The following is a 15,088-nucleotide window of genomic DNA, read 5'->3' as shown; positions in this document are numbered from 1 at the left end:
CACATATCTCATGAGGGAGGCCAGAATGATGGAAGTGAAATTGGCAGAATCTACAATGTCCAAAATATCTAGTAAAGAGCACCGCGTTAAAATGAATAGAAGATGGTTCTTTATTTTCATCTCTCCATGGTTAATTGGGTTTCTTGGATTAACAGTAGGACCGATGATTTATTCGTTTATTATGAGCTTTACAGACTGGGATATGCTAACAAAAATGGAGTTTGTTGGACTGGAGAATTATATCAATCTATTTAAAGACCAAATATTTCTTCTAAGTGTAAAGAATACGTTCATTTATGCACTTATGAGTGTTCCGGTAAGCTTATTGGTTTCACTTGGTATGGCATATTTACTTAGCTTTAAATTAAAAGGCATGAGATTCTTTAGAACCTTATATTATCTACCTGCAATTGTTCCTATCGTTGCCAGCTCTATTTTATTTACCAATATTTTAGCTGCAAATGGATTGTTAAATAAAGTATTGGGTTACATTGGTATTGATGGTCCGGCTTGGTTACTTGAAAAAGGAGCTGTACTATATGGATTTGTCTTACTAGCACTGTGGGGTGTGGGAGGTACGATGGTTTTATTGCTTTCCGCCATTAACAGTATTGGGGACGAAATGTATGAAGCGGCAATGATGGAAGGAGCAAGCCGTTTGAAAATGTTTAGATCGATTACAATACCGCTGATTTCACCAGTTATCTTCTTCAATTTAATTACGGGGATTATTGGATCCTTACAAACATTCACCCAAGTGTATTTATTAACAGATGGTGGACCAGATAACGCCAGCTCCATGATTGTTCCTTATCTTTATAAAAATGCATTTTCCTATTATCGAATGGGATATGCTTCCGCGATGGCATGGGTCTTATTTGCGATCATTTTGGTTCTCTCCTTGATTGTCTTAAGATCATCCAAGATGTGGGTATTCTACGAAGAGGAGGTTAAATAATATGTTAGATAGACATTTAAATTTGCCGAAGAAAATAGTGGTGTACCTAGTACTTTGTTTCTTTGGTTTCATATTATTTGCCCCATTTTTATATATGGTTTCGATTTCGCTTGCGTCTCCGGAGACAAACATCATACAAAACTTCACCTTCTTTCCAAAGGAGTTTTATTGGAGAAATTTCATAGAACTATTTTCTAATATATTTGGGGGATCTCGCCCGATAGGGTTATGGTTCTTAAATACCATGTTTGTCGTTATTTTAAGTATTATCGGGCAGATATTTTCAAGTTCATTGGTAGCATACGGATTTGCTCAGATGAAATATAAGCATAAGAACAAATATTTTCTATTATTGTTAGCGACAATGATGCTTCCTGCTCAAATAACACTGATTCCAGTTTTTGTTATCTTTAGAAACTTAGGTTTATATAATACGTTGTGGCCGTTAATTATTCCACAATTTTTTGCTTCAGCATATAACGTTTTCTTTACAAGACAATTTATGACTGCCATTCCTGGTTCTCTTTATGAAGCAGCTGAGATGGACGGATTAAATAATTTTGGTATCTATCGGAAAATAGTATTGCCCCTCATCATGCCTGCGCTGGCGGCAATTGCCATCTTTACTTTTAATCATGCTTGGGGAGATGTAATGGGCCCATTAATTTATATTTCCGATTCAAGTAAATTTACCTTAGCTTTAGGTGCTGCGAATTTATCAGCATCCACAAACCCTACAGGTACACTTAATACGTCTCTTGTTATGTGTTTATCATTGCTTTTGTCAATACCACAAATTCTGTTGTATTTCTTTGGTCAGAAATATTTGTTCCAATTGAAATTGGGTGTAGGTAGCAGTGGAACGAAATAAGAAAGGAGTCACCTATGAAAAAAGACGAGTGGTTATACAGACTCTATCATTACTCTAGTTACTTTAACTATATTATTTGGTTATTTGAAATGAATATGCTCTTTTTGCTCATGAACTTACCATTCGCAGTATTAATTTTTATTTTGGATATACGCCTAGGGACTTTGCCTATCCTTTATCTTTCATCGGTGACTCTCGTTCCTTCCACCTATGCTGTTATTAGAACGTTGAAAGATGTTACAACTGAGCCGAAGGTTATGAAGAATTTCTTTATTCATTTAAAAATAGGATATAAAAGACTTTTGAAGCTGTCTTTAATATTGCTGTTTTTTTTATGGATTATGGTCGGAAATATCTTTATTACTGCACAACTGCCAAGACTCCAAGTACTTTTTTGGTTAAACATCCTTTTTCTATTAGTTCTTATTACATTTACGATTAACTTCCTAATTGTAATGGCGAACTGGAAGCAGACGATTAAAGAAACAGCCATCTTAACTATTAAATTAGCAATAGTAAAGTCTATAAGAAGTAATTTGAATTTTTTAATTTTGATAGGAACCTTTATTTTATTGAAACTATTTCCAATCTATTTATTGATGTTTGGGGCATCGGTAGCTATTCTGTTATGTATGATAAATTTTAAACCAGTAATAGACTTTGTAAATCGAGAAATAGAAGAAGCAGCTTAGAAAGAAATTATCTCAAGAAAGAAGTACTGTTTATCTGCGGAAATGGGATATCCAAGGTCTTTTTACATAGAGTATATTGAAGTGGTTAATTTATTCTTCTGTTATTATCATACTGTTGAAAACGTTATCAATATTCTTGAGGTGAAAATTATATGACATTTTTATATTTTGCTAAGACTCCACCTATGGGGTGGAACAGCTGGGATTGTTATGGTGCGTCTGTTAGAGAAGAAGAAGTGAGAGAGCATGCTTTATTTATGAGCAAGCATCTTAAATCATATGGATGGGAGTATATTGTAGTAGATATTCAATGGGCAGAGCCAGCTGCCAAATCGACTAGATATAATCAATTTTTCCCTTTGAATATGGATGACTATTCTAGATTAATTCCGGCAGAGAATCGCTTTCCTTCCTCTAGTAATGGACAAGGTTTTAAAGCTTTGGGGGAATATATTCATCAATTAGGATTGAAGTTTGGCATTCATATCATGCGGGGAATTCCTAGACAGGCTGTTCATCAAAATACGGCTATTAAAGGAACGGATAAACGAGCCAGAGATATTGCGTTGAATAATATTTGTCCTTGGAATTCGGATATGTATGGCGTAAACGTTGATTTGCCAGAAGGTCAGCTGTACTATGATTCGCTAATAGAGCTTTATGCTTCATGGGGTGTAGATTTCATTAAAGTGGATGATATCGCTTATTCAAGATTATATGATGATGCCCATAAAAAAGAAATTGCAGCAATTCGTAAAGCGATTGATAAAACCAAGCGACCGATTGTTCTTTCTTTATCTCCTGGTCCTGCACAGTTGAAAAATGGAACATTTTTGCAGGATCACGCCAATATGTGGAGATTAACGGATGATTTCTGGGATCATTGGGATGCGTTATATCGAATGTTTGATCGAGCAGCTGAGTGGGTTTCCTATGTTCGCCCGGGAAATTGGCCAGATTGCGATATGTTGCCATTGGGCCATATTGGGATTCGGGCTGTGGATGGAGGAGGGGGAGATAACTGGACAAGGTTTACAAAGAACGAACAGTATTTGTTGATGACCTTATGGACCATTTTCCAATCCCCATTAATGTATGGTGGAACATTGCCGGATATTGATGATTTTACTCTAAGCTTATTTACAAATGAAGAAGTACTAGATATGTATCGAACGCTGACATATCGTCGACAAGCTTATCGAGATGATAACTGGATCGTTTGGGAAGGACGAAGTGAACATAATGAATATATTGCCCTCTTTAATGTGGGTGACTCTAATCTTGAGATTCCTAGTGAGCTATCTAATAGATTTATTGGAGCGAATAAAGTAGTGAGAGATTTATGGGGGAATAAGGATACCTGCTTGGAAAAACAAATAGTAAATGCTCACGGGGCAATATTAATTAGAAAGTAGCAACATGGAATGTCTGCATATCATTGTCATCTTAAATTCTATAAACTGCTGAACAGTCTGCATTTCTAGCAAAATTACAGCCTTACTCTGTTAAAACAGTTAATAGTTTTTAAGGTGGTTCTTCTGAATTCCCTATTAACTCTACCATTTTAAGTAACCTACAAACAGCAATTGCCGCAGCTCTATCATGCCTGCCACACCAGTCACAAGTCAGTTTACTAGATGATTGAAAATCAACTAGAATCAAATCACTTTTTGCTTGGCAGAGAATCCATGAAGAAACATCTCCTGCATCTTGGTCACTGTGTGTTTTTAGATATTCCCTCCTATTTGCAAAAAGAAATAGAGAAGTACAAAAGGGCAAATACAATATTTTACTACTTAAATAGAGAGGTGTATAAAAATGAAGAGGTTTGAAATAAAGGATGATTTTTATCTAGATAATCAGCCATTCAAAATTATATCAGGTGCCATCCATTATTTTCGGGTGGTTCCAGAGTACTGGTTAGACCGCTTGGAAAAATTAAAAGCATTGGGCTGTAATACGGTAGAAACTTATGTTCCTTGGAATTTACATGAGCCGCATCAAGGAATATACGATTTTGAAAAAAGATTGGATGTACGTAAATTTATTCAACTAGCTGGTGATTTAGGCTTGTATGTGATTCTTCGTCCAGCTCCATATATTTGTGCAGAATGGGAATTTGGGGGATTACCGTACTGGCTGATTAAAGATCCAAGTGTGAAAGTTCGTTTTGAGAATCCGAAATTTATGGAAAAAATTAGTAGTTATTTTGCGCATCTTTTTCCTCAAGTTGTAGATTTGCAAATTACAAATGGCGGCCCTATCATTTTGATGCAGGTAGAAAATGAATACGGTGGATATGCCAATGATAAAAATTATATGGAGAGAATGGCGGACATGATGAAGAGTCATGGCGTAAATGTTCCGTTCGTCACCTCTGACGGACCATGGGGAGATATGTTAGAAAATGGTTCTATCCCGGAAACGGCTTTACCAACTATTAACTGTGGGTCAAAAGTGAAGGAACATTTTAAACGACTTAGAGCATTTCATGGCACAAAAAAACCACTAATGGTGATGGAATTCTGGATTGGTTGGTTTGATGCATGGGGAGATGTCATTCATCATACGACAGATGCAGAGGAATCTGCACACGAATTAGCCGATATTTTAGAAGAAGGATCAGTGAATATTTATATGTTCCATGGGGGGACAAACTTTGGCTTTACAAGTGGTGCCAATTATTATGAGAAATTGGCGCCAGATGTGACAAGTTATGATTATGATGCATTACTTACAGAATGGGGCGATATTACACCGAAGTATCGTAAATTTCAAGAAGTAATTGCAAAATTTACCACTATACCTGAAGTGCGTTTTTCAACAGAAATAGAAAAAATTGCTTATGGTGAATTAAAGGTACGGGCTAAAACATCCTTATTCCATAACCTTGATAAATTGAGCAAGAGGTTCCATCATAACTATCCACTGACAATGGAGGAGTTGAATCAAGGGACTGGATATATTTATTATCAAAGTCAAATTGGTAAGGCACGTCCAATTGAAGATTTTCGCTTGATTGAATGTATGGATCGAGCACAAATTTTTATTAATGAGAACCATATAGCCACGCAATATGATTTAGAAATAGGACAGAAATTAGAATTTGAATTAACAGAACCAAAAAATCAATTAGGCATTCTAGTGGAAAATATGGGGAGAGTCAATTATTCCGTAAAAATGAATCATCAAGAAAAAGGAATTCGGGATGGGGTAATCATCAATGGAGCTTTTCAAAGTGAATGGGATATCTATTCTTTACCCATGGATAATCTGAATAAATTAGACTTTGAAGCAACCTGGCAATCCGGGCAGCCAGCTTTCTATCAGTTTACATTTAATGCTTCGACTATAGGAGATACATTTATTGATTTAGAAGGATGGGGGAAAGGCTTTATAACCGTCAATGGGTTCAATATAGGTCGATTCTGGGAAAAAGGACCGCAGCAGCGTCTTTATATTCCAGGTCCTCTCTTAAAGCAAGGTATTAATGAAATTATTGTTTTTGAATCAGAAGGTAAGGTTGGAGAGTCGATTACATTAACAGATTTGCCCAAACTTAGCAAAGACTAAGTGATCATGTTAGTAAACGACTTTTTATAAAACTAAAGTTCTTTATAAGTCCAAAGGAGGGAACAATGATAATTAACTCAAATAATTTGATGAAGATTGCCGCTCTGACTTTCATTACACTTTTTTCTCAGTACTTTATTGGACAAGAAGTATTAGCAAAGGAGAATTCCATTGATGATGCATTGATAGCAAGCTTTCATTTTGATGATCCGGTGAATGGGATTGTTGGTTCAGGAGCAAAGGCTGAAGTTCAAGGGAATCCTGTTTATGTAGATGCCCCACGTGGAAAAGCAGCAAAGCTGAGTGAAACCTTTTGGCTTCAAGTCAAAAAGAAAAACGGTAAGCCATTATTAAAAAGTAAAGACGAAATAACTATTTCTTATAATAGCAAACCGGAAGGAGGAAATGGTTGGGTATTTTATGCTTCCAGCGATGAAAAAACACAATCTTACCAACAGGAGCGTTATTTAGGGATAATGGATAAAACCAGTGATGTTATAGTAGAACGATACTATAATAAAGGTGCTCGACCAGGGAATAATCTAAGTGCCCTATCCAGTACTTCTTGGAAACATATTGATTTAGTAGTGAACAAAAATAGAACAACTATTTTTGTAGATGGTATACAGCAGGATACGAAGGAGAGTACGTATAAACTAAAAGATATTTTATCGGAGACTGGAGGAATTATTCAATTAGGAAAAGCGAATTGGGGCAATGGAGAGTACTTTCAAGGATTAATTGATGATGTGAAAATTTATTCAAGAGCTCTAACAGAGGAAGAAATTGAAACGAGTTATCTAGCAAGTGTAAAAGAAAGCCTAGCAGAAATTTATAATGAATATAAGGATACAGAGAAGGGAACCTTTACGGTAAGCACTTGGAATAATATAACTCGAGCTTTAACAAATGCTGAAGAACTCCTTGCACAAGAGCAAATAACCATTCAAGACTTAAATAGGGCTAAAGCACAAATAGAGCAAGCTTTTCAATATGCAGCGCACGTTCGAGAAACAGTTGATTATTCGGAACTTGGAATCCCTGTAGGAGATACATGGTTGGATACAGAAGGAAATCATATTCAGGCACATGGGGGAGGCTTCTTACAACAAACAGCACCGGATGGTAAACCAATCTATTATTGGGTTGGAGAGAATAAAATACACAATAGCGCAAACTTTTTTGCAGTGAGCTTATATTCATCAAGAGATTTGGTGAATTGGCAAAATGAAGGAAATATCTTGGACCAATTTTCGGAAACAGTACCTGGTGCTGAATTAGGATTACAGTATAGCAAGGTGGAACGGCCAAAGCTCCTTTATAACGAAAAAACAAAGAAATATGTATTATGGGGACACTGGGAGGATGGAAGTGGCTATTCCTCCAGTCAAATAATGGTGGCAACAGCTGATAAACCTGAAGGCCCCTATGTATTTCAAGGACATTGGCGTCCGGGAGGAACCGAAAGAAACTGGAGAAATAATAATGGATGGTATACAGATGAAGAATATTTTAAAGCTGGAGATAGGGAGCAAATACCAGTCTCTGAACAAAACGATCCACAGAAATATGGTTATGTTTCGAGAGATTTCACTGTATTTCAAGAAGGAGATACCGCATACTTGATTTCTTCTGAAGGACATTCGATGAGAATCCACCGATTAAATGACCGTTTTGATGATGTAGACTTTACAACATATCCATTTTCATCATCAGATAGCAAAGATCCAGTCTTTGAATCCTATAACTTCTATGAAGGAGTTGGCCGAGAAGCTCCTGCCATCGTTCATGTGGAGAATGACGGATATTACCTAGTGACATCCGGTCAATCTGGATGGCTGCCAAATCAGTCAACGGTAGGATATACAAACGATATAACAAATCCCGATGGATGGACACCGCTAAAAGGAAGCGATGGACTTATCTTAGAGCATGCTGCACTTGGGAACAATAGTACGTATTATAGTCAATCTACCAATATTATGACGATCACTAAGCAAGATGGAACAAAACAATATGTATATATGGGAGATCGTTGGAATTCGAAGCAACTGGGCGATTCTAGATATGTGTGGCTGCCGTTAACGATTGACAGAGAAAATCATACTGCGTCCATGAAATACGCCACTGGCTGGAAAGTGAATGTGGAAGATGGAAATATCAGCTTGCCAGAAGGAATATCATTAGTTTCACAGGGGAAAACAGCATATGGTTCAAATGAAGAAGACCTTGAAAGACCAATTGAATTAGCGAATGATGGATATGATTTTAATTTAAGGACCTCAGGAGATAATACACATTGGTATCGCCCAGGTAATGCCCCATTTGATTATACTGTCGATTTAGAAGAAGCGTATGACCTTTCTAGAATAGATATTGCATTTCGATTATATAATGGATCGGAAATGTATTATCAATACAAGGTGTATGGTTCTAATAATAATGAGAATTGGGTTGAAATAGCGGATGAGTCCCAAAATACATGGGCAGGGTTTAAATCAACCCCTTTAAAAGGCAAATTTAGGTACGTTCGTCTATCAGTATCTGCAATAAAGCGTGTGAATGATAATAGTAATGGGAACTGGGCTAATGGGTTAGTAGAAGTGCAAGTATATGCAAAAAACGATAAGGAAAATGTAACGAAAGCAGAGTAGAAAAACACATACTGTGTGGATTATGAACAAAAAGACCAATCGTGGGAAATCCCGCCAATTGGTCTTTTTCCTGGTCTAGCATAGTACTATTTTGATAGCTGTCATAGGATAAGATTATTTATCTAAATACTCTCCTAAAAAAGATTCTCCATTTCGGTAAAAGCGTGGATCATAAATGCCGATTCTATTGTCGTCATCTACTACAACTACAAATGGCGACCATCTGTATAATGTTGCAGCTGCAGGATTTTCTGCAAATAGGTAATCAAGGTCCACTTCATCGCTTGAAGTAAGTCTGTCCACAAATTTAGCTTTTGTTAGAAGGGAATCATTAATGATATCGACCGTATCAGCATTTTTTCCGATAATGGTAAAATGCCAAGGGATAAAGCTGGCAGACAGCGCGACATCCTGATAATCCGTTTTATAGTTTTGGAATAAAATAGCACCCTGAAGAGATTGGATAGCGACATGAAGTGCAATTAGAATCCAGCCAATACGGAATAATACATGAGGATTTACTTTAGGATAAACTTTGGAACCAATAAAGGTTAGTAAAAAGATAAACCATATCACCAAATCCACAATCGGAACTGTTCCGAAAGTTAAACGAACAGATGAAAATGGTTCGAGATAACCTGTTCCCCATGCGTTGAATACATCACTAGTATTGTGGATGAAAACGGCGAGAAGGGCAATATAGAATGATTGAAATCCTTTTATTTTAAAAGCAAAACGGCTGATCATGTAAAAGATTAAAGCCCATATAGGAGCTAGAAAAATAGAATGGGTAATGCCTCTATGCCACATCTGATACTGTCCTGTAGTGTCCCAGAGCTGGGAGATAACATCAATATCAGGGATTTGGCTAGCGCCTATGGATGTAACAAGCAGGGCATATTTTTCTTTTCTAGTCATTTTTTCTTTATTAACACTTTTATAGATTCCTATACCAAATAAAGTATGTGTAATAGTATCCATATTTCCCCCGTTCTCACAATCAGTCCTTTAGTTTCTCCAATATTTCGATAAATAGTTCATTTTTGGTGGATGCTCTTTTATTCATTTTGACAAGGTGATACATTACAATGATAAAAAAGAAAATCCAAGTAAATAGCTGTACAATGAAAGCAAAGTCAGCATTGACGCTAATTTCTATACGGAATATCCCTGGGTGTTGAATGAAATACAACAGGATGCCAGCGAATAGAGTAGAAAAAATGGCCATAATGGTGGCAGGAAGGGAAACTGAGTTTCTTTGTGCCTTAAAGTAAGCTAGTAAGAGTTCTCTTTTTTCCTTCTCGAGTTTAGTGAATGCCTGTTTGATAAGCTCAAGGTTGTCTAAAAGATTATACTTCGGTTTAATGTCTTTCAAAAGATTTTGTTCCAGTCTTCTGCCGCCGTTTCCTCCATCATCAACCCATTCTAACAAACTTTTATAATGCTTCTTTTTCCAGCTTGTTTCACTATTAGACAGCAGATGCAAGAAGCTATCTAAAAGAAACATAATAAAAACAGAAAGAAGGATGGAGAAAATGCCATTGATGGTGGTTGGATTTAACACTTCCAGTGAACTGCCTATTGCCAGTCCCGCAAATAACACAACAAAAATAAAAGTAGCCCATAATATCCTGTTCATATAATCATCACCAATACATGTATAATTTAAGTAATCTTTAACTTTACTTCCATTATAGCAAGTTCTTGGTGGGAAACATAGAGACGTTCTTCTGCTTCCTCAAAAATAGAAGTGGAGAAATGTCCCATACTTATCATCTATTAAAAGAAGATCCTTACAGTTTCACAAACTGCAAATAAAAAAAGAGAATCCCCACAAAGCAAATTGTGAGAACTCTCTCTTGTACGTTCTATCAAGGGGTTAAAACAGAAAAGTTTTTCCTTCGCCAAAAATGACATCACAAGAAATGTCCTTATACTTCAAAGGAAACAACTTTGCCTTCGTTTACTGCAATTAAGCCGTGGTCTGTTATTTTTAGGGCTGGGCTTACTGGCAGGGACAGGGTGCTTAATGACATGATTACATTATAATGTTCGTAACCTAATGACTTTAAAGCATCTGTTAATTCTTCTACCTGTGATGCTATGACTTCTAAAGGTTCTTCCGATAGAATGCCTCCAACTGGTAGTGGCACCATGGAGAGGATTTTTCCATTATAGACACAGCAGATGCCGCCTTGGTTTTTGATGACTTCATTTGCAGCGAGCTGCATATCTGCTTTGTTTTTTCCGACTACTAATAAGTTGTGATTATCATGGGAGTAGGTGGTGGCAACAGCACCCTTTTTTAAAATATCTCCGCCAATTAAGCCATGTGCTTGATTGTTATTTTTCCCATAGCGTTCAAATGTTTTCACTAAACAATAAGCGCTATTCATCCATTGTAGTTTGCCTTCTTCCACTGCAAGTGTATCTTGTCTTTCTTCTGTAAAAGTAGAGCCATTTTGTACATGAATCGTACGGACAGTCACCCTTTTTTTCTTTGTTTCGATAGGTACTTCAAAATCCTCTGCCTTTAAGGGAGCAAGCTTTACACTTTCATAGAAAGAGGCAGGGAATTGTTTGGAGACCGCTCTTTGCACATAAGGGAGGTCTCGGTCAAAAACTTTTTGGCCGTTTTTATATACAGCATCAATGGAAAAGTCTGCGATATTACTCACCATTACAAAATCAGCTATTTTACTTGGGGCGATAACGCCTCTATCATACATTCTCATCCGCTGTGCAGGAGTATAGGTGCAAGCATAAATGGCGTCCTCCATGGACATTCCCATAGCAATAGCTTTCTTTAGCAAGACATTTAAATGGCCTCTTCTTTGAAAAGAATCTGCCATTACATCATCTGTCACAAAACAAAAATGTTCTTTAACTGGATTTGCACTGAGATAGTCGATCACTTCTTTTGTCATCGATTTTTCTTGAATTTCTAAAAACATGCCAATTGCAATTCTTTCCATCATTCCTTCCACAGTCTGGTGAGTATGGTCGGAGCCGACGCCAGCAAAAGCAATTTCTTGTAACTCATCATCTAATAGCTTAGGAACATGGCCTTCAATTATTAGTTCAGGATAGTTGCTGCGAACAAAGTCGAGAATTTGATTGGTTTTGCAATCTGGCTTTGTGAGAACATCATAGTAATTCATGATTTCGCCTAGGCATTTGATGGACTCTGTTTGCAGCAATTCTTCGATATCCTCTATTTCAATTGCGCCGCCGGTCGTTTCCATTGCAGTAGCTGGAACAGAGCTCGGGATGCCATAAAACATATCGACCACTTCATTTTCGCTTGCCTTAATCATTTCTTTTACCCCAGCAATTCCAAATACATTGGCCATTTCATGGGGTTCTGGGACGATAGTTGTAACTCCATTCTTTATTAATCCATATGAAAAGGTTGCAGGTGTAACCATCGTACTTTCAATATGCAAGTGAATATCAATTAAGCCTGGAATGATATACTTTCCATCAGCGTCAACCGTCTCTTTTGCTTGGAAAAATTCTTTTCCCTTTTTTCCGATATAAAAGAACTTTCCATCTTTAATCGCAATATTTTCTTTTCTAAATTGTTTAAAATAACTATTAAACACAATTCCGTTCAAAACGAGTGTATCTACTTGCACGAAAAACCCTCCTCTATTCCACTAGTACCATTTGATTCTGTGGAATAATTACCGTTACTTCTTGTCCGTTTTTAAATGGCTGAACCATTTCTTTATTAATCGTAAAATCACCGAGGGCTGTTTCTACCACATATTGATAGCTTCTGCCAAGGAATGTCGTAATTTTAATGATTCCCTTCATTCCATTCGTTGGGATAGCAGCTGTGCTTGGCTCCATCATAAAATCATCGGGACGAATGGCGCCCACTTTTTTATTGTGATTTTCCATATGTGCATGTCGATCAACCTTGAAGATCAATCCAGCCTTTTCAAGTTCGATATGATCCTTGTGATCTGTCCGTTTATCAAAAGAAATGAAGTTTTTAAAGCCGATAAAGTCAGCAACGAACTTTGTTTCGGGATATTGATAAATGGTCGCTGGGTCGCTCAACTGTTCAATGACTCCTTTATTCATAATGGCAACTTGATCTGAAATCGAGAAGCATTCTTCTTGGTCATGGGAGACGTAAACAGTAGTGATTCCTAGTTCTTGCTGAATTCTGCGAATCTCTACTCTCATATTGACCCTAAGGTTTGCATCAAGGTTACTTAGTGGTTCATCAAATAATAGAATATCAGGTTCGATTACTAAAGCTCTTGCGATTGCCACACGTTGTCTTTGACCACCAGATAGCTCGCTGGGAAATCGTTGTTCAAATCCCCTTAAGTTAACGATCTCCAGCATATTTAAAACGCGTTTCTCGATTTCCTTTTTGTTGATTTTTCGTAATCGCAAGCCAAATGCAATATTGTCAAAAATAGATAGGTGAGGAAAGAGCGCATAGTTTTGAAAAACAAAGCCGAAATTTCGTTTGTTCACAGGAACCTTTGTATAATCTTTACCTTCAAAAATAAATTTTCCTTTACTTGCTTCTAAAAATCCTGCAATTAAGCGCAATGTCGTTGTTTTTCCACAGCCGCTTGGACCTAACAGGGAAACAAGCTGTCCTTTTTCAATACTTAAATTAAAATCTTCTAATATATTTTTCTTTTCATATGCTACGGATACATTTTCTAAAGTAAATAAAGCCATTTTTATCCTCCATTATCTTTTCGTGAAATAAGACAATCCCATTAATCTTTCCACTACAAACATAAAGATAGCAGTTAAGAACATTAATAGAACAGAGATGGCTGCAACAGTAGGATCAAAATAATTCTCTACATAAAGCAGCATTTGAATAGGGAACGTACTGACACCGGGTCCAGTCATATAAACCGAAATATCCACATTGTTGAAGGACTCTAAAAAAGCAATCATGACAGCGGCGATAATGCCAGATTTAATGTTTGGCAATACAACACGAAAGAATGTACCAATTCGATTCGCACCAAGACTAAGTGCCGCTTCTTCTATGGAAAAATCAAAGTTTGCCAGACTAGAAGAAATGACGCGAATAATAAATGGCAGCATGATGACTGTATGACCGATAAATAAGGATAAATAAATAGGAAGGTTATAGGTCACAACAATATAGCGCAAAAACGAGAAACCTAGAACGATTCCTGGAATAAGAATCGGAGAAACGAAGATAGCATTAATGATCCCTTTGCCAGCAAAGTTAAAGCGGCTAAGCGCATAGGCTGCTGGTACACCAAGTAGTAATGCTAAAATGTTTCCTGCTATGGATACAATAATGGATGTTTTAAAGGTGCTTAAAAACATTTCCACTTTAAAAATATTCTCATACCATCTAAGGGAAAACTCTTCTGGAGGGAATTTCAGAATACTTCCACTCTCAAAAGAGGTAATCGATATTATTACAAGCGGCCCAAGTAAAAAAATAAAAACAAGGATCGTAAACAGGGCCAATCCTCTATGTTTTTCCTGCATACACGTTTACCCCTTTGGATTTAGTTTTTTCGCAACACCATTCATGATCGAAATAATGATAAAGGTACAAATAATCATTATAGTTGCCACAATAGAGGCAAGTTTCCAGTCATTTAAGGTAATTGCATTTTGATAAAGAAAAGTGGAGATAACCCGTTGTTTTCCACCGAGCAAAGCAGGTGTAGTATATGCGGTAAAGCTGCCCACAAATACTAAAATACTTCCAATCACAAGGCCGGGAACACATAATGGCACAATGATTTTCATAAAGGATGCCATTTTGGAAGCACCAAGACTTTCTGCTGCGCGCAGTAAATCATTGTCGATATTCTCCATTACACCAACAAGCGTTACGATAATTAATGGAAGAAAAAGGTGAACTAAACCGATAATAATTGCATTAGGCGTATATAAAATATTTAAAGGTTCTTGAATAAGCCCTAGACTCAATAACGTTTTATTTAACACACCATTTTTCCCAATAATAATCATCCAGCTAAAGGAACGAACAACGGGACTTGTCAGCAATGGAAAAATCGTGAATAACAGGAGAACCGCTTTTCTTTTGCTAGGAAGCTTCGCGATATAATAGGAAACGGGAAATCCAATTAAAATACAGATAAAAGTTGTGAGTAAACTAACGCGTAAAGTAGTAAGAAGGATATCGATAAAGTATTTATCTTTAAAAAAGTCGATATATCCTTGCAAACTAAAGGATCCTCCGTCATTAAAGGTTGTCCCCATCATTGAAAGAATGGGTATTACTAAAAATATTGTTAAAAATAATACTCCTGGCAGTAAAAGTAAATATAAATATCGTTTCTTCAAG

12 protein-coding genes are annotated in these 15,088 nt (G+C 36.7%); 6 read left to right on the top strand and 6 right to left on the bottom strand.

Features of this window, described 5'->3' with window-relative positions:
- The first annotated feature begins 28 nt into the window (after nucleotides 1–28).
- The 6 genes from NST77_RS16900 (at nucleotide 29) to NST77_RS16875 (ending at nucleotide 8,748) form a co-directional block, all read left to right on the top strand.
- Complete coding sequence (locus NST77_RS16900) at nucleotides 29–958, top strand: carbohydrate ABC transporter permease (protein WP_341123251.1); 930 nt, start codon at nucleotides 29–31, stop codon at nucleotides 956–958.
- Nucleotide 959: 1 nt separating this feature from the next.
- Entirely contained in the window at nucleotides 960–1,829 is an 870-nt protein-coding gene (locus NST77_RS16895; protein ID WP_095329794.1) for a carbohydrate ABC transporter permease, read from the top strand.
- Nucleotides 1,830–1,843: 14 nt separating this feature from the next.
- Nucleotides 1,844–2,521, top strand: coding sequence for a hypothetical protein (locus NST77_RS16890; RefSeq protein ID WP_095329795.1), 678 nt, complete (start codon nucleotides 1,844–1,846; stop codon nucleotides 2,519–2,521).
- A gap of 152 nt (nucleotides 2,522–2,673) precedes the next feature.
- Nucleotides 2,674–3,936 (top strand): glycoside hydrolase family 27 protein, encoded by a 1,263-nt coding sequence (locus NST77_RS16885; protein ID WP_095329796.1) that lies wholly within the window; start codon nucleotides 2,674–2,676, stop codon nucleotides 3,934–3,936.
- Nucleotides 3,937–4,339: 403 nt separating this feature from the next.
- The gene (locus NST77_RS16880) at nucleotides 4,340–6,094 is read left to right on the top strand and encodes a glycoside hydrolase family 35 protein (protein WP_095329798.1); all 1,755 of its coding nucleotides are present in this window, start codon (nucleotides 4,340–4,342) and stop codon (nucleotides 6,092–6,094) included.
- Nucleotides 6,095–6,159: 65 nt separating this feature from the next.
- Nucleotides 6,160–8,748, top strand: a complete 2,589-nt coding sequence (locus NST77_RS16875) for a LamG-like jellyroll fold domain-containing protein (protein ID WP_341123249.1) — start codon at nucleotides 6,160–6,162, stop codon at nucleotides 8,746–8,748.
- 114 nt (nucleotides 8,749–8,862) lie between these two features.
- Here NST77_RS16875 and NST77_RS16870 read toward each other — a convergent pair whose 3' ends face one another.
- The 6 genes from NST77_RS16870 to NST77_RS16845 form a co-directional block, all read right to left on the bottom strand.
- A complete protein-coding gene (locus NST77_RS16870; RefSeq protein ID WP_095329800.1) occupies nucleotides 8,863–9,729 on the bottom strand; it encodes a metal-dependent hydrolase in 867 nt (288 codons plus the stop codon).
- 19 nt (nucleotides 9,730–9,748) lie between these two features.
- On the bottom strand, nucleotides 9,749–10,387 hold the full coding sequence (locus NST77_RS16865; RefSeq protein WP_095329801.1) for a hypothetical protein: 639 nt from the start codon (nucleotides 10,385–10,387) through the stop codon (nucleotides 9,749–9,751).
- Between the two features lie 292 nt (nucleotides 10,388–10,679).
- The gene (locus tag NST77_RS16860; RefSeq protein WP_341123248.1) at nucleotides 10,680–12,386 is read right to left on the bottom strand and encodes an adenine deaminase C-terminal domain-containing protein; all 1,707 of its coding nucleotides are present in this window, start codon (nucleotides 12,384–12,386) and stop codon (nucleotides 10,680–10,682) included.
- A 13-nt stretch (nucleotides 12,387–12,399) separates the two neighbouring features.
- On the bottom strand, nucleotides 12,400–13,458 hold the full coding sequence (locus NST77_RS16855) for an ABC transporter ATP-binding protein (RefSeq protein ID WP_047944427.1): 1,059 nt from the start codon (nucleotides 13,456–13,458) through the stop codon (nucleotides 12,400–12,402).
- A 12-nt stretch (nucleotides 13,459–13,470) separates the two neighbouring features.
- Nucleotides 13,471–14,259 carry an ABC transporter permease gene (locus NST77_RS16850; protein WP_047944426.1) on the bottom strand — a complete coding sequence of 263 codons (789 nt, stop codon included), beginning with the start codon at nucleotides 14,257–14,259 and terminating at the stop codon, nucleotides 13,471–13,473.
- 6 nt (nucleotides 14,260–14,265) lie between these two features.
- Nucleotides 14,266–15,087: an ABC transporter permease gene (locus NST77_RS16845; RefSeq protein ID WP_095329804.1), complete on the bottom strand. Its 822-nt coding sequence runs from the start codon at nucleotides 15,085–15,087 to the stop codon at nucleotides 14,266–14,268.
- Between the last annotated feature and the right edge of the window lies 1 nt (nucleotide 15,088).

Origin of the sequence: Niallia sp. FSL W8-0177 (assembly GCF_038006285.1) — a bacterium.
GTDB classification, from domain to species: domain Bacteria; phylum Bacillota; class Bacilli; order Bacillales; family Cytobacillaceae; genus Niallia; species Niallia circulans_A.
Note: the sequence above shows the minus strand (reverse complement) of the source record. Positions and strands in the feature narration are given on the sequence as shown.

Excerpts from the sequence above, each read along its gene's own strand:
- NST77_RS16900 (WP_341123251.1), top strand. The coding sequence starts at position 29 with ATGGAAGTGAAATTGGCAGAATCTACAATGTCCAAAATATCTAGTAAA.
- NST77_RS16895 (WP_095329794.1), top strand. The coding sequence starts at position 960 with ATGTTAGATAGACATTTAAATTTGCCGAAGAAAATAGTGGTGTACCTA.
- NST77_RS16890 (WP_095329795.1), top strand. The coding sequence starts at position 1,844 with ATGAAAAAAGACGAGTGGTTATACAGACTCTATCATTACTCTAGTTAC.
- NST77_RS16885 (WP_095329796.1), top strand. The coding sequence starts at position 2,674 with ATGACATTTTTATATTTTGCTAAGACTCCACCTATGGGGTGGAACAGC.
- NST77_RS16880 (WP_095329798.1), top strand. The coding sequence starts at position 4,340 with ATGAAGAGGTTTGAAATAAAGGATGATTTTTATCTAGATAATCAGCCA.
- NST77_RS16875 (WP_341123249.1), top strand. The coding sequence starts at position 6,160 with ATGATAATTAACTCAAATAATTTGATGAAGATTGCCGCTCTGACTTTC.
- NST77_RS16870 (WP_095329800.1), bottom strand. The coding sequence starts at position 9,729 with ATGGATACTATTACACATACTTTATTTGGTATAGGAATCTATAAAAGT.
- NST77_RS16865 (WP_095329801.1), bottom strand. The coding sequence starts at position 10,387 with ATGAACAGGATATTATGGGCTACTTTTATTTTTGTTGTGTTATTTGCG.
- NST77_RS16855 (WP_047944427.1), bottom strand. The coding sequence starts at position 13,458 with ATGGCTTTATTTACTTTAGAAAATGTATCCGTAGCATATGAAAAGAAA.
- NST77_RS16850 (WP_047944426.1), bottom strand. The coding sequence starts at position 14,259 with ATGCAGGAAAAACATAGAGGATTGGCCCTGTTTACGATCCTTGTTTTT.